12 protein-coding genes and 1 rRNA gene are annotated in these 15,389 nt (G+C 41.4%); 2 read left to right on the top strand and 11 right to left on the bottom strand.

The window, feature by feature from the left end; translation table 11 throughout:
- Nucleotides 1–23: 23 nt before the first annotated feature.
- The 8 genes from OKIT_RS05335 to OKIT_RS05295 all read right to left on the bottom strand — a co-directional run bounded on the left by OKIT_RS05335 (nt 24) and on the right by OKIT_RS05295 (nt 10,631).
- Nucleotides 24–1,589, bottom strand: a 16S ribosomal RNA gene (locus OKIT_RS05335).
- Between the two features lie 404 nt (nt 1,590–1,993).
- Nucleotides 1,994–4,228, bottom strand: coding sequence for an LTA synthase family protein (locus tag OKIT_RS05325; protein ID WP_007745958.1), 2,235 nt, complete (start codon nt 4,226–4,228; stop codon nt 1,994–1,996).
- The gene (locus tag OKIT_RS05320; protein WP_007745948.1) at nt 4,228–4,482 is read right to left on the bottom strand and encodes a YkuJ family protein; all 255 of its coding nucleotides are present in this window, start codon (nt 4,480–4,482) and stop codon (nt 4,228–4,230) included. Before OKIT_RS05320 ends, OKIT_RS05325 begins: the two co-directional genes overlap by 1 nt.
- A complete protein-coding gene (locus OKIT_RS05315) occupies nt 4,469–5,497 on the bottom strand; it encodes a lysylphosphatidylglycerol synthase transmembrane domain-containing protein (protein ID WP_007745945.1) in 1,029 nt (342 codons plus the stop codon). Before OKIT_RS05315 ends, OKIT_RS05320 begins: the two co-directional genes overlap by 14 nt.
- Nucleotides 5,494–6,525, bottom strand: coding sequence for an LTA glycolipid anchor biosynthesis glycosyltransferase, IagA/BgsA family (locus OKIT_RS05310; RefSeq protein WP_007745943.1), 1,032 nt, complete (start codon nt 6,523–6,525; stop codon nt 5,494–5,496). The genes OKIT_RS05315 and OKIT_RS05310 overlap by 4 nt, the downstream gene beginning before the upstream one ends.
- Nucleotides 6,526–6,538: 13 nt before the next feature.
- Nucleotides 6,539–7,834 carry a glycosyltransferase gene (locus tag OKIT_RS05305; protein ID WP_007745941.1) on the bottom strand — a complete coding sequence of 432 codons (1,296 nt, stop codon included), beginning with the start codon at nt 7,832–7,834 and terminating at the stop codon, nt 6,539–6,541.
- 54 nt (nt 7,835–7,888) lie between these two features.
- Entirely contained in the window at nt 7,889–9,616 is a 1,728-nt protein-coding gene (ptsP, locus tag OKIT_RS05300) for a phosphoenolpyruvate--protein phosphotransferase (RefSeq protein WP_007745939.1), read from the bottom strand.
- A 214-nt stretch (nt 9,617–9,830) separates the two neighbouring features.
- Nucleotides 9,831–10,631, bottom strand: a complete 801-nt coding sequence (locus OKIT_RS05295) for a Cof-type HAD-IIB family hydrolase (protein ID WP_007745938.1) — start codon at nt 10,629–10,631, stop codon at nt 9,831–9,833.
- Between the two features lie 291 nt (nt 10,632–10,922).
- On the opposite strand from OKIT_RS05295, the gene nagB reads away from it, so the two are divergent.
- Complete coding sequence (gene nagB, locus OKIT_RS05290) at nt 10,923–11,630, top strand: glucosamine-6-phosphate deaminase (protein WP_007745937.1); 708 nt, start codon at nt 10,923–10,925, stop codon at nt 11,628–11,630.
- Nucleotides 11,631–11,771: 141 nt separating this feature from the next.
- Here nagB and OKIT_RS05285 read toward each other — a convergent pair whose 3' ends face one another.
- From OKIT_RS05285 to OKIT_RS05275, 3 genes are all read right to left on the bottom strand, one after another.
- Entirely contained in the window at nt 11,772–12,035 is a 264-nt protein-coding gene (locus OKIT_RS05285) for a phosphocarrier protein HPr (RefSeq protein WP_007745935.1), read from the bottom strand.
- Nucleotides 12,036–12,147: 112 nt separating this feature from the next.
- Nucleotides 12,148–12,336 carry a protein YkzS gene (locus OKIT_RS05280; protein WP_007745934.1) on the bottom strand — a complete coding sequence of 63 codons (189 nt, stop codon included), beginning with the start codon at nt 12,334–12,336 and terminating at the stop codon, nt 12,148–12,150.
- On the bottom strand, nt 12,333–13,022 hold the full coding sequence (locus OKIT_RS05275) for a hypothetical protein (protein WP_007745933.1): 690 nt from the start codon (nt 13,020–13,022) through the stop codon (nt 12,333–12,335). The genes OKIT_RS05280 and OKIT_RS05275 overlap by 4 nt, the downstream gene beginning before the upstream one ends.
- 177 nt (nt 13,023–13,199) lie before the next feature.
- On the opposite strand from OKIT_RS05275, the gene OKIT_RS05270 reads away from it, so the two are divergent.
- Nucleotides 13,200–15,323, top strand: coding sequence for an ATP-dependent Clp protease ATP-binding subunit (locus tag OKIT_RS05270; RefSeq protein ID WP_007745932.1), 2,124 nt, complete (start codon nt 13,200–13,202; stop codon nt 15,321–15,323).
- Nucleotides 15,324–15,389: the final 66 nt, after the last annotated feature.

The following is a 15,389-nucleotide window of genomic DNA, read 5'->3' as shown; positions in this document are numbered from 1 at the left end:
GTGTAGTTTCCGATTATCCTTAGAAAGGAGGTGATCCAGCCGCAGGTTCTCCTACGGCTACCTTGTTACGACTTAATCCCAGTCATCGATCTTACCTTAGGCACCGGCCTCTAAAAGTTAGCCAAGCGACTTTGGGTACTTCCGACTCCCATGATTTGACGGGCGGTGTGTACAAGACCCGGGAACGTATTCACCGCGACATGCTGATTCGCGATTACTAGCGATTCCGCCTTCGTGGAGTCGAGTTGCAGACTCCAGTCCGAACTGAGAGAAGTTTTAAGAGATTAGCTTGCCGTCACCGGTTCGCAACTCGTTGTACTTCCCATTGTAGCACGTGTGTTGCCCAGGCCATAAGGGGCATGATGATCTGACGTCGTCCCCACCTTCCTCCGGTTTATCACCGGCAGTCTCATTAGAGTGCCCAACTGAATGCTGGCAACTAATAACAAGGGTTGCGCTCGTTGCGGGACTTAACCCAACATCTCACGACACGAGCTGACGACGACCATGCACCACCTGTATCCAATGTTCCGAAGAAAAGCTTTCATTACAAAAGCGGTCACTGGTATGTCAAGGCCTGGTAAGGTTTTTCGCGTATCTTCGAATTAAACCACATGCTCCACCGCTTGTGCGGGTCCCCGTCAATTCCTTTAAGTTTTAGCCTTGCGGCCGTACTCCTCAGGCGGGGTGCTTAATGCGTTAGCTACGTCACTAGGAGGCGGAAACCTCTTAACAACTAGCACCCATCGTTTACGGTATGGACTACCGGGGTATCTAATCCCGTTTGCTACCCATACTTTCGAGCCTCAACGTCAGTTACGATCTAGCAAGCCGCCTTCGCCACTGGTGTTCTTCCACATATCTACGCATTTCACCGCTACACATGGAGTTCCACTTGCCTCTATCGCACTCAAGTAAACCAGTTTCCAATGCAGTTCCGGAGTTAGGCTCCGGGATTTCACATCAGACTTAATCAACCGTCTGCGCTCGCTTTACGCCCAATAAATCCGGATAACGCTCGGGACATACGTATTACCGCGGCTGCTGGCACGTATTTAGCCATCCCTTTCTGGTAAGGTACCGTCAAGCCGGAAACTTTCTCTGAATCCGGTCATTCTTCCCTTACAACAGTGCTTTACGACCCGAAAGCCTTCATCACACACGCGGCGTCGCTCCGTCACACTTTCGTGCATTGCGGAAAATTCCCTACTGCAGCCTCCCGTAGGAGTTTGGGCAGTGTCTCAGTCCCAATGTGGCCGGCCAGTCTCTCAACTCGGCTACGCATCATGGCCTTGGTAGGCCATTACCCTACCAACTAGCTAATACGCCGCAAGACCATCCTTTAGCGATCCAAAAGGACCTTTTAAACTAAGAACATGAGTTCAAAGTTGTTACGCGGTATTAGCATCTGTTTCCAAATGTTATCCCCCACTAAAGGGCAGGTTTCTTACGTGTTACTCACCCGTTCGCCACTCTAGTCATTGTCAGCCGTCACTCCGAAGAGATCAGGTTAACGGCTAGCGTACGACTTGCATGTATTAGGCACGCCGCCAGCGTTCATCCTGAGCCAGGATCAAACTCTCATTTTAAAAGTTTGAACTTAGCGTTCACATGAATTACTGACTGTTTGTTTTACCAAACGTTAAATAATTTATTGTTGTTACTTACGAATTGACTTCGCAAATTAATTAATTTTGTTTGTTCTTACATAGTAAGAACAAAACCCTACACAATTTGTTTGTCTTTGTTCTGTTCAGTTTTCAAAGTGCTGCGTCACTTACAAAAGCAACTTTTATATCATGCCAGAGAATCAAACGAATGTCAAGCTTTTTTTCAATCAATCTTGATCGTTTCAAGCAGCCAAACGCTCACTCCCGAGCTGACTTAAATATCTTACAACCCCTGCACGCGAAGGTCAAGGGAATTCTTCAAAAAAATAAAAAACCCGCTTTTCAGCGAGTCAAAAGGCTGAAAAACGGGGATAGAAAGGGTGTTATTTGGTAGGGGCAGAGGAACTGCTGCTGGATGAGGCAGGCTGAACTGAAGCTGAAGAACTGCTATCGGCGTTGCTTCCCTGCGATGCCGTTTTTTCTGCTGCTAATCTTTGAAGATATTTCTTGATTTTGGAAGGAGACCAAAGCATCACTTCTGAACTCTTATATAATTTCAAAAGCGATTTTCCGCCATTTTTAGTACGTAATGAACTGGGATTGCTGATCTGTGCTTGTTTTAAGGATGCTAAACTAGGCCCAAGCGTATAGTCATAGTTTTTTTTATCAACTTTTTTGAAATTATTGCGCTTGTCGAAACGTAATAAGTCACCAGAAACGACTTGATCAGAATATGCCAACTGCTGGTCTACAAAATTTTGAGTCTGGTCAATGAAGCGTTTGGTTTTTTTCGATGCGTTCTTGTAACTAATAGCTCGCCCATTATCGGTCTGCCAATAGCTGCCATTCATCTTAATAATTGTTGGAGTGACGAAATCACCGTTTCTAAAACTGACAATTTGCCGATTTTGGTCAGACAACAGGTCATCCCCGAATTGAATGGTGCCATCATTTGGAACACCGAGGAGATCAAATAATGTAGGCAATACATCAATTTCACCGCCATACGTGTGATTGATCCCGCCAGCTAAATTGTTAGCATGAATCATAAAGGGAACCTTTTGGAACTGTGCTAGATCGTAATTTGTAATCCGATCTTTTTGAAGAAGCTGTCCAATAGCGGGCTGATGGTTTTCTGAGATGCCATAGTGGTCCCCATACACATAAATGAGACTATTATTGTATAAACCCGTTGCCTTCATCCAATTCATAAATTCGCCAAAAGCAGAGTCTAGATAATGAGCCGTTTGTACATAATGGTCTACAGTCCTGTCTCCTGTAGTTGTTGCAGGAAATTGGCTGGCAATTTCTTTATTGGTCTCATAAGGATAATGATTAGTAACTGTAATGATCTTTGCATAGAAAGGTTGTGGCAGCTGTTGAATATACCTAGCTGAATCGCGTAAAAATATTTTATCCAGCATGCCGTATCCAACGTTATTCTGAGATTTCGTCGATTGCGGGTAAAATTGCTTACTGAAAAAATAATTGTATCCCCAAGATTTATATGTATTATTTCGATTCCAAAAGGTCGGTACATCGCCATGAAAAGCTGCCGTTGTATAACCCATTTGATTTAAAATCGCTGGTGCTGCTTGAAAGACATTGCTAGTGCCGTACTTCACCATAGCTGAGCCTGAGGGCAAGCCAAAGAGCGAATTGTCAAGCATCGTTTCAGCGTCGGAAGTCTTCCCTTGACCGACCTGATTATAAAAATTATCAAACGAAAGTGTGTGCTGATCATGAAAAAATTTATTCAAATTAGGTGTTACTTCCCGGCCATTCACACGATAGTCAATTAAAAACTGCTGGAAAGATTCAAGATGGAAAACAATGACATTACGGCCCTTATCAATGCCAAAATATTTAACATTGACTGGTGCTCGATGTTTTTGAATCCATTTGGCAATCGGTTTTAGTTCTGATGCGTTAGCTTTATCCCTGCTAACTGCCTGGTTATGAGTCTGAACAGCATTAAACGCTGCATACTCATTCAAGCCCAAATACTTCACAATATAATTATTGTCAAAAGAACGTGTCAGAAGGCCTGATCGATTGGCACTGGCGAGACCAAAAACCAAAAACACCAAAACCAAACCAAGTGTCGAAGTTAAAACGGCAAACCGTCTGCGTAAACCTTTTTTGTCAGAGGTGATCTGGCGAAAAAGAAGCAGTAGAATTAATACCAAAATATCTAAGAAAACCAAGAAATCACTAAGATGGACAATCCCTGCAATGGATTTACTTAAATTTTCGCCAACCGATGACCCAGATGACATGATTGACAACGAAAGAAAATCGCTGAATTCCCGGTAATACAGCATATTGGCAAACAGCCAAATCGTCTGAATGAAATTCATGACGATCATAATCCAATAGGCAAGATAACCACGAAAATATAAAGCCAGGCTGAGCAGAATAATTGCGGTCGGGAGCGGGTTAAGCAAAGCAATCAATAGTTGCATCGTACCTGTGATGCCTAAGTTGAAACTAATAAAATACTCAATCACAGTCTTGAGTTCAATAAAAAAAAGATTGATCAAAAAAAAGGCAACTAATGGCCTAATTTGGCGCTTAGAAAAAAAATATTTAGTTTTAATCAGTAACTGTCTAATCATTAAAAAGTTAATTTCAAATCACGAAGTGTCTCATAAATATCAATTGCAGCTAAATCAATATTATCAAATTCAAAAAGTTGATTACCGCGAAACTCCTTCAAAGTAAATATTCGAGTCTCGTGATCAAAAGTTACTCGCGCCAAGTTTAGTCCGTATAAGTCAAAATTTCGAACCTGGATACGTTTGCTTTCGTCCTTAACCATTGCTTCTAAACGGCTGATAATTGGTAGAATTTCGGATTCAGTTTTTGACATTATTTTTTCCATCGTAATGACTCGGTACTAAATTATACGCTATCAGTCCAGCAAAAATACCGAAATAGTAGGTCAGAATTCGCCAAATCAGCATCGCAAAAATCGTGACTGTATGGTTGGCCAGAAAACTCGAGAACAGTAATGAGAAGCCAATTTCAGCTCCACCGCTACCACCTGGAACCGGAAAAATCGATATCGCCAAGGTTAGGATAACATTAAGTGCCACAATGAAAATAAAATCAGCATTATGGGCACCAACGGCTAATAAAATGAAATAAGGGATTGCGTAATATATAAAAAGCTGCAGCAAAGTCAGTAACGAAGCAGCAATCAATTTCTTTGGGTTTTTAGCCAGCTTGTTAGATACGACATGAAATTCCAGAATTCGCTGGTCTAGTTTCTTTGCAATACCAGCTGTTTGTTTTTCGGAAAGGAACCAGTGAAAAGGTGCTAATACGAGATTGGCTATTTTTTCTGTTATTGGTGGAAAAAACATAATAAAAATGAGGCCTAAAAGAACCAATACATGGATTGCGACACCAAAAATAACCAGGCTTGTCATTGACAACATATGATTAGCAACGTACTGATAGCCAAAAAGCAAGCAAATCAAGAAAGCTACCACAATCATCCCTTGATAAATCACAAACTTCATCAATGAAACAGAGGTTCCTTCCCCAACCGAGATGCCGGCTTGGCGCAGCCCCAAGATCTGCATTGGCTGGCCACCAATAGAAAAAGGTGTAATACCATTACCGAATTGTTCCATCCACGGTGTACGCACAATTCCCCACAGGCTGGCCTTATGAGGAGCAATTAAAACTTTTAGGATCCAAGCCATAGTCAAGTAATAGAAAATGACTAATACAAAAGCAAAGAGCAGCCAACCGTAATTTGTTTTGGAAATTTGCTGACAAAATTGTTTTAAATTAACTTGGTGAAAACTATAAATAAAAACAACTGCACCGATAAAAAGAGTAAATAAAATCCAAAAAATTCGTTGTCTCGTTGTCATTTGCTCTCCTTGCTAGGTAGTGATAAAGCCCGTTCGTACGCATTTTTCAACTCTTGCCCGATCTTACTGATATCACGCGCCAATGCGACACGGTGACCTGCTTTAGAAACGTCTTTTACCTGGTTGGATAAAATTTGATGCAATTTATCGTCAAAATCATCCAGGTTCTTCGCCTTGTAACAATTGACACCGTCTTTCAACCAATCAGCATATACAGGAATATCTCTAACCAATACTTTTTGTGAACTCGCCAGTGCTTCTAGAACAACAATACCCTCAGTCTCCTCAAAACTTGGATATAAGAATAAATCCGCACCTGAATATGCACCTTGGAGAACATCACCGGTGATATATCCAGCGAAAAGACAGTTTGCTGGGTGATCAGTTCGAATAATATTACGAATTTTTTTGGGAATAATGCGTAAATCCGTGTAACCAAACCAAACAAATAAATAATCAGGATTCCGTCTGGCTAACTCAACAAAATCCGCAATCCCTTTTCTCTCAAAATAGAGACCAACTGAGATAATAATTTTGCGCTTGTCTTCAGGCCCCAAGTTTAAAAATTGACGGAATTTAGTAATTTTAGCTTGGTTCTTTCGGTAGGAAGCGACTCTGACGCCGTTTGATATAGGAATAATCGGTTGTGTCAGGCCGTATCCCCGTAAAAGAGATTCGGCGTAAGGCGTAGGCGTAATAATCAGATCAGCCTGTTTATAAGCGTTGACTAAATATCTTTTAAAAGGTTTAGCAATTAAATTAGAGCCGATAAAGGAATTTCGAAAATCTTCATAGGTTGAATGAGCATGATAAACAATTGTCTTGCTCTGCAAACGCGCTTTTGCAACCATTGCTGCCGATTTCGGCCCATAAGTATTAACATCAATTAAATCATAATCCTTGGAAAAAGGGTTTGTGTCGAGAACAACGTCTGTATATGACAGCTCCTCTTGCTGCAATCTCTGAGCGTGTCCGATACCAGACCGGCTAATCAGTCCCGGGTTTTCAAAATACTGCAAAACTTTCATTCTGTTAATTCTACTATTTATTGCTGTCGACTTCTTTTTTGCCCTTCAAAATTCTGCGTTTCGCCACTTTAGGCAAAGGCAAACGCCCCAATAATTGGCGGGCATAACCTATCTCATCATCAGTCGGCTCATCTGTATCCTTAGCGTGCGGCGGCCGGTATTCAGCGATTATCTGTGTGTAAAAACGTAAAACATCCTCGCCGAATTTTTCAGCTCCAACTTCTCGCAATACTTCTTGACAGTCGTGATCCTTATTTTTATTTTTGGCGTCTGCTAAATAATATTCAATTGCCTGAGCCATTTCCTCGTTATTTTCAACAATTGTGCCGATCATCTTGGATTTTGTAATCTGCTGTAGATAAAGATTCGGCATCGCAACAAAAGGTCGGTTAGCATTAACCGCTTCGATAAAGGTTAAACCTTGCGATTCGGAAGTTGAGGGACTTGCAAAAACATCAGCCATTCGATAATACGAATAGACATTTTTGTGTTCAACCATGCCGACAAACTTCACATGTTTAGCAAGCCCAAGTGCCCTAGCGTGTTCTGTCAGTTCTTCACGAGCGGGTCCATCCCCTGCAACAACCAAAATAACATTATGAAAACGGTCAATAACATCTGGCAATATATTGATGAGTTCCTCTAAATTTTTTTCAAAAGCAACTCGGCCCAAGGACAAGATGACCGGCTGTTTGGGCCGAATGCCAAGTTCTTTGCGCAATTCAGCCGAACGATCCAGTTGGTTTTTAGGGAAACTGACGCCAGTCGGAATGATCGGCATTGGGGCTGAAACACCATATCCGCGTAAGGTATCATAAACTCGCTGGCTGGGCGCAATCACGCCATTAACAGATTTAAGAAATGCTCGAATAATGACCTCAACACCGCCAGCTTTGATGAGACGGCCATTCATAACATAATGTGTATAATCTTGGTACATTGTATGGTAAGTATGCACAAGCGGAATCTTTAATTCCCGAGCCGTAATTCTACCCATCAAGCCAAGACTGAATTCCGTTTGTGTGTGGACAATGTCCAAGCGGAGCGTTCTGGCAATTTCAATCGCTTCAAAAAACCCCCGAAAAGTAATTCGGCGATCTTTAAAACCTGTATATGGGATGGATGAAAAACGGTAAATATTTTTTTCCGGACCCCGGCCATATTGAGATCTCTTCACCTTAGGGTCGGTGGTAGTAAAGATGTACACGTTGTTGCCTTGAGCTTCCAGCTGCTGGGCTAAAATCTGCGTGCTGGTACTAACACCGGACACCTGAGGAAAATAAGTATCGGTAAAAAGTCCTATATTCATGTCTACATTATACTGGTATGACAAAAAAAGACCTAACGGCCTTTTTAAGGAAAATTATTTTGTTGAAGCTTTGACTAAATCAATGACCTGCTGATTACTATCTTGATCTAAAGCTGACTTTGCAAGTGTCTTTAAATCGGAAACCTTCAAATGTTTGATCAATGACCGAGTCGGCAGGACGGATGAAGCGGACATGGAAAATTCATCGAGGCCTAATCCAGCTAAGATCGGTACCGCGATAGGGTCACCAGCCATCTCACCGCACATGGCAACGAATTTCCCTTCATGATGCGCTGCATCAATCACATTGTGAACTAGCCGCAAAATAGACGGATTATAGGGTTGATACAAATAAGATACACTATCATTGCCCCGGTCAGCAGCCATCGTATACTGAATCAAATCATTCGTACCAATCGAGAAGAAATCAACTTCTTTAGCAAATTTATCAGCCAACACAGCCGAAGCTGGGATCTCGACCATAATGCCTAATTTGATGTGGTCCGAAATTTTTGTACCTGCTTCAATCAGCTTTGACCGTTCTTCTTCATATATCTTCTTTGCAGCACGGAATTCTTGAAGAGTTGCAATCATTGGGAACATGATCCATAAATCCCCATAAACAGAAGCCCTCAGCAGAGCTCTCAATTGCGTCCGAAAAATATTATCTTGTTTCAGGGAAATTCGAATAGCACGATAACCTAGAAATGGGTTAGCTTCCTTCGGCAGTTTCCAGTAGCTCAATTGTTTATCACCGCCGATGTCCATCGTCCGAACAGTTACAGGCTTGCCTTTCAAAGCCTGCAGTGCAGCCTTATAAGACTCAAATTGTTCGTCCTCTGTTGGAAGATGGTCTGAATCAATAAACAAGAATTCTGTTCGAAATAAACCAATACCTTCAGCACCACTCGCAACAACTGCATCCAGGTCCTTAGGGGAACCGATATTAGCCGAAATATCAAAATGGACACCATCGGCCGAAGCAGTTCTCTCGTCGCGGAGTTGTGCCTGCTCACGTTTTCTAGCAAAATATTCACCGACTTTTTTTGCGTAAGCGACTTCTTCATCTTCATTGGGAGAGATTAAGACCTGGCCAGCATCACCATCAACAATGAGATTAATATGATTTGCGATTTCAGCAATTGCGTTTCCAGTACCAACGACAGCTGGAATCTCCAAAGATCGTGCCATGATCGAGGCATGAGCTGTCCTGCCGCCAAGGTCAGTTACGATGCCTTTAACGAATTTTGGATCAAGCTGAGCGGTATCAGAAGGCGTTAGATCGTGTGCGACAACAATGACATCGTCATCAATCAAAGCCGGATTTGGTAACTCGACGCCCAAAAGGTGGCTCGTCACCCTTTTTGCAATATCTCGGACATCAGCTGCTCGTTCCTGCATATAAGCATTATCAGTCATAGCCTCAAATGTCGCGATGTAATTATCAGTCACATTTTTCAAAGCAGATTCAGCATTGATTTTTTTATCATTAATCTGCCCTTTAATTGCAGAAACCAGTTCAGGATCGGAAAGCATCGTAATATGTGCCTCAAAAACCTCGGCTTCTTCTTTGCCCAAAGTCTCCTCCGCCTTGTTTTTGATCTTTTCCAGATCACTTTTAGAAGCGTCCAGTGCTCGGTCCAAACGCGCTTGTTCGGCATCTACATCGGTGATTGTCTGATTGTAGGGAAAAGCTAAATCCGGATCAACCAACAAATAACTTTTAGCAATCCCAACACCATCTGATGCGGCAATGCCGCTTAATTTTTCTGTTTCAGTCATTGTTACCCCCAACTATTAACATGAGATTTGTTCTACTTTCGCAAGTGGTTCATTCGACCAGGTATTATTCAAGTAAATCGGACAAATGCAGGTAAAACCAGTCAAGTAATCACCATGAATCTCATCATCTATTAGTTTAACATTTGTAACGTAACCGTTTTCATTAATTGCAGTTAAATAATTGGAATACCTGATTCGCATGCCATAAACTGCTTCATAAATCAAAATAATGTTCCAGAAACACTGCCACACCATCTTCCAAATTATTTTTGGTCGTGGCATTAGAAACGGCTTTAACCGCAGGAATTGCATTTTCCATTGCGACTCCCATACCGGCAGCTTTGATCATTGGCAAATCGTTTTCTTCATCTCCAAAAGACATGACATTTTCAAAGGTCCAACCAAAATGATCCAACAATTTTCCTAGACCAAGGCTCTTATTCACACCATTAGGGAGAAATTCAAGCAAATTAGGACGACTTTTTACAATAGTCAGATCTAAATTACTTTGAGTCGCGTTCTGAATGGCTTGAACTTGTGCGGCATCCGTCTGGCTGACGAACTTGAAAAAATTTTTCTCAGGCAAAGCGGCAAATGTTACATCGGTAAATGGCATCAAATCTCCTATAAAAGACTGATAACCCGACTTTCTGATATCTATCACAGAAAACGCGCGATCGATGGTGATACCATCCAATGGAAAACGCATTTCCTGTGCTAACTGATTAATTGGACGAATATCATTCTTGGTAATATAACGGCTGAAAATCACCTTCCGATCAGAATTCCGTTCAACTAGCCCACCATTAAAATTAATCGAATAATCTTCATCGGCGGTTAATCCTAATTGTGTGATGAATGGCAAGATACCTTTAATAGGCCGACCGGTTGTTAAGACAACTTTCACCCCACCTTCGTGCAGCTGTTTTAAAACATGCTCATTTCTCGAGCTGATTCGGCTCTGTCCGTTCAATAACGTATTATCTAAATCTAGTGCAATTAATTTAATCGTCAATGGAACCCCCTTATCTAGTTAGCAAAATTATTTATTCAATCAATTTATTCATTAAATCGATGTCAACATTTTGTTAATATTAAAAAAATCTCGTTTTGCTTTTATTATATAGCTCGGATAGCTAGGGGCTTGATTCTGGTTCACCAAAACCCTCAATATGAACAGAACTAATTTATTTTTCATCTTTAAATGTGGACGAAACGATCAATGATATACCAATTTATATACCAATTAACTTATTGAACTTGACAAAACTAAAAGTTATAATTTAGTTGTTGAGGTGATCAAATAATGGAAATTAAATTAGTTCAGTCACAAACAGAGGGTGGCCAAATTGGTCTTCAGATATTCAAAGAAGCTCTTTTGAAAGGTGCAAATAGTTTTGGGTTAGCTACAGGTTCAACTCCAATCAGCATTTATGAGGCAATCAGCGCTTCAAATCTTGATTTTTCAAAAACAGTTTCAATCAATTTGGACGAATATGTCGGTATATCCGCGGATCATCCAGAAAGCTACCACTATTTTATGCGCGAACATCTTTTTGGCAAGAAGCCCTTCGCTCATTCATTTGTTCCAAATGGTCAAGCTGCAGATCTAAAATCTGAGACTGAAAGCTACGATAAAATTATCAATGACCACCCAATTGACCTGCAGTTATTAGGATTGGGACAAAACGGCCATATTGGTTTCAATGAGCCCGGAACGTCTTTTACTTCTAAAACACATATCGTAAATTTAACGGAAAATACCATTCGTGCTAATTCACGATTTTTCGAATCAGAAGATCAAGTACCAAAGCAAGCCATTTCTATGGGTATCGCATCAATTTTACAAGCTAAAGAAATTTTGATTGCAGCTTATGGCCAAAATAAGGCTCAGGCCGTCAGAGACTTCATCCAAGGTCCAGTAACTGAGGCAGTTCCAGCTTCAGTCTTACAAAAGCACCCCAATGTCATTGTTATTTTGGATCCGGCAGCGGCCTCGTTATTGAAAAAATGAATTAGAATCATAAAACAAGCGTTAAGAAAACAGTCTTAACGCTTGTTTTATATCTTGATGATCATATTTCTGCCAAATCATTTGTTAACTAAAAAAAACGTACAAAAAAACAACGCCAAAGCGCTGCTAGCAAATAGGATCTCAAATTAAAGATTCGCTCTTGAGTGTACCTTCAACACCATCAAGGGCAGCCTGATCATCACCGCCTTCTGCAACGATTTCGATTTTAGCACCCTTGCCGGCGCCCAAACTCATCACACCCATGATGGACTTCAAATTGACTTCTTTGCCATCATATTTCAAGGTCAACTTTGAATCAAACTCAGAAGCCTTTTGAACAAGCATCGTCGCTGGGCGTGCGTGTAAGCCTGAATCAGCGGTAATCGTAAATTCTTTTGAAACCATAATTCCTCCATATCCTCTATTCTAAGTCTATCAGTAATCTTATAATATGCAAGCGCTTACACGAAAGCTCTCTAGACCAAGTTCAGAACAAAGCTTTAAAAACGCTCTGACATTATTTTACCTTTTCTTTGCGTCGATAAATAACTTTTCCGCCTTTTTGTGCAAAACCTTTGACACCAGATTGATAGTTATAAACATTCCAGATTTTATAGAAATCTGAGAAGGTATCGCGATCAACCTCAAACTCGTCAATTTCGCCCTTTCGCAAAGCTTCTAACTTGTTCTTAAAATCAATAGTCATTTCTTTTTGTTTTGATTCTCCTTAACGTAAGTCACAATATTTTCATGTTTCCCAGCAGCGGCGACAATCAGCTTCCGAATATTTTCATCTGACATACCAGTCATATCAGCACCCGCTTCTTGAAGATTTTTACGAGCCTGATCGACAACAACGGTTGGGATACTAGCCGGATCCGTATACTGGCGTGTCCAGATATTGGCGGCCGCAGCTTTAGCGGCGGCTTCGCTGCTTGCAGCAGCTGACGAAACGGCAGCGGCTGCATCTTTTTGAGCCTGCTCAGCTGCTGCGGCCGCAGCTTTTTGCTTGTCAATGGCCATTTGAGCCTGCTTAATATTGTCATTGGACCGTTCAGCCAGAACCTGGTAACCATTTCGATATGACGCGACCTTTTGAAAAGTGGTAATTGCATCATTATAATTTTGAACACGCAAAAAATTCAAACCCAGTTGAAAACTGCTGATCTGCCTAATGCGTTTTTCTACTGGTGCCTGTTTTACCACAAAATCCAGTGAATCTGATAATGCCCGCTTTGCTTCCGGATATCGCGCATGAGTCACGTCCTCGCTTGCCTGAGATTGTAATTGTTGAAACCTATCGGACCGGGATCGTGTCAAATAATTAGCGTATAAATACACGCCAGAAGCAACGACGAGCAGCAGCCCGAGAAAAATAAAAAACTTTTTCATCTTGACTGAATTATAACTGAAACCAGAAAAAAAGTAGACCTATCAGCTGTTTGACACACTCTGACCTTTATTGACTATTAAAAAGGATGGTGTATAATTTATTGCAAAGGTCAATAAAGGTCAAACATTTAAAATCAAAAAATGCTTGAAAATCAACCTTTATTAGACGGAGGAAAAATGGCTGATTACAATGAAAATCCCTTCGTTTTTGGAAACATGAACGTAGATGATATTTTTCGTCAATTGAATGGCCAAATGGCGAATATGCAGCAGCCCGGAAATCAAAATCCGGCAGCTGCTCCAAGCCATTCCGGCGGGAACAACAATAATAAGAAACATGGTTTACTTGAACAATATGGTATCAATATCACGGATCAAGCCCGTAAAGGCAAGTTGGATCCAGTAATTGGCCGCGATCTTGAGGTAGAACGTCTAATCGAAATCCTAAATCGCCGCACAAAAAATAATCCAGTCCTAATCGGTGAACCTGGTGTCGGCAAGACTTCCGTTGTTGAAGGTTTAGCTGAAGCAATTGTGGCAAAGAAAGTGCCTGAAAAACTTCTAAATAAAGAAGTTATTCGGCTTGATATGGTTTCTTTGGTTCAAGGTACCAGCATGCGCGGTCAATTCGAAGCTAGGATGCAGCAGCTCATGAAGGAAGTCGAGTCTCGTGATGAAATCATCTTATTCATCGATGAAATTCACGAAATCATGGGTGCTGGTAATGCTGAAGGCGGGATGGATGCTGGAAACATTTTAAAGCCTGCTTTGGCTCGTGGCGAATTTCAGTTAATCGGTGCAACAACATTGAAGGAATATCGCAATATCGAAAAAGATGGCGCGATTGCTCGTCGTTTCCAAGAAGTCATGGTTGAAGAGCCAAGCAAAGATGAGACTTTTGAAATCTTAAAGGGTCTGCGCTCCAAATACGAGGATTTTCATCACGTTAAATATTCAGATGAAGTTCTCAAGGCCGCGGTTGACTTGTCTGACCGATATATTCCTGAGCGTTTTTTGCCGGATAAAGCAATTGATTTAATTGATGAAGCAGGTTCGCGGAAAAATCTTCATCTGGAATTTGTTAATCCTGAAGAAATTCAGCAGAAAATCAATAATGCCGAAGCAATGAAACAGCAGGCGATTGAAAAGGAAGACTACGAGAAAGCTAGTTATTGGCGTGATCAAGTAGACACGCTCCAAAAGCAGAAGATCGCAGCTGAGGCAAATCCCGAAAATGTTGCAAACGCAGCGAGTGTTCAAGTTAGCGACATCACAAAAATTATCGAAGAAAAGACACACATTCCGGTAGGTGATCTTAAAAAGAATGAAGCCGGACAACTCAAAGACTTAGATGCCCACTTAAAAGCACATGTCATTGGGCAAGACGAAGCAGTCGCACGTGTTGCTAGGGCTGTTAGGCGCAATCGAATCGGCTTGACTAAATCCGGCCGTCCAATTGGTTCTTTCTTATTTGTTGGACCAACTGGCGTCGGCAAGACTGAGACGGCCAAGCAACTAGCTAAAGAAATGTTTGGCTCGACCGATGCCATGATTCGTTTCGATATGTCAGAATATATGGAACCTCAGAGTATCTCAAAATTAATCGGTGCACCTGCTGGTTATGTTGGTTACGAAGAAGCTGGGCAATTAACTGAACAGGTTCGTCGTCATCCCTACTCGCTTATTTTGCTTGATGAAATCGAAAAAGCCCATCGAGATGTTATGAATATGTTTTTGCAAATTCTTGATGACGGCCGGTTGACTGATTCTCAAGGACACGTAGTCAGCTTCAAAGATACGATTGTCATCGCAACATCCAATGCCGGAACGGGCGATGTTGGCAACAATACTGTTGGTTTCGCTGCAGAGACTCAAAGCATCTCCGCCGAACATCAATTAGTGGAGAAATTGAAGAATTACTTCAAACCAGAATTCTTGAATCGTTTCGATGCCATTGTTGAATTTAAAGAATTAGGCAAGCCGCAGTTAAATAAAATTGCTGATCTGATGCTGGCTAATATGAACGCAATGCTAGCTGAGAACAAACTGCATGTCGATGTTGAGCCTGCAGCAAAGGACAAGATAGTTGAGCTTGGATATAATCCAGAAATGGGAGCTCGCCCACTACGCCGTGTTGTTGAAGAACAAATCGAGGATAAAGTTGCTGACTTTTATTTGGATCATCAAGATGCGCATAATTTGAAAGCAGTTCTTGACAAGAATGGTGAAATCGTTTTAAAAGCAGAGAGATCCGCGGCTTCTGTGAAAAATATATCAGCAGATTTGCCGAACAATAACTGAAGAATTTTCTCATCGCTTTAGCATTCGTTTTTCGCGGATGCTTTTTATTTGGGCAGAAGTTCCTAA

The sequence above is a fragment of the Oenococcus kitaharae DSM 17330 genome (assembly GCF_000241055.1).
Lineage (GTDB): Bacteria > Bacillota > Bacilli > Lactobacillales > Lactobacillaceae > Oenococcus > Oenococcus kitaharae.
This window is presented reverse-complemented; position numbering and strand designations above follow the sequence as displayed.

Coding starts and splice junctions, on each gene's coding strand:
- OKIT_RS05275 (WP_007745933.1), bottom strand. CDS start 13,022: ATGAAAAAGTTTTTTATTTTTCTCGGGCTGCTGCTCGTCGTTGCTTCT.
- ptsP (WP_007745939.1), bottom strand. CDS start 9,616: ATGACTGAAACAGAAAAATTAAGCGGCATTGCCGCATCAGATGGTGTT.
- OKIT_RS05305 (WP_007745941.1), bottom strand. CDS start 7,834: ATGAATATAGGACTTTTTACCGATACTTATTTTCCTCAGGTGTCCGGT.
- OKIT_RS05310 (WP_007745943.1), bottom strand. CDS start 6,525: ATGAAAGTTTTGCAGTATTTTGAAAACCCGGGACTGATTAGCCGGTCT.
- OKIT_RS05285 (WP_007745935.1), bottom strand. CDS start 12,035: ATGGTTTCAAAAGAATTTACGATTACCGCTGATTCAGGCTTACACGCA.
- OKIT_RS05325 (WP_007745958.1), bottom strand. CDS start 4,228: ATGATTAGACAGTTACTGATTAAAACTAAATATTTTTTTTCTAAGCGC.
- nagB (WP_007745937.1), top strand. CDS start 10,923: ATGGAAATTAAATTAGTTCAGTCACAAACAGAGGGTGGCCAAATTGGT.
- OKIT_RS05270 (WP_007745932.1), top strand. CDS start 13,200: ATGGCTGATTACAATGAAAATCCCTTCGTTTTTGGAAACATGAACGTA.
- OKIT_RS05315 (WP_007745945.1), bottom strand. CDS start 5,497: ATGACAACGAGACAACGAATTTTTTGGATTTTATTTACTCTTTTTATC.
- OKIT_RS05280 (WP_007745934.1), bottom strand. CDS start 12,336: ATGACTATTGATTTTAAGAACAAGTTAGAAGCTTTGCGAAAGGGCGAA.
- OKIT_RS05320 (WP_007745948.1), bottom strand. CDS start 4,482: ATGTCAAAAACTGAATCCGAAATTCTACCAATTATCAGCCGTTTAGAA.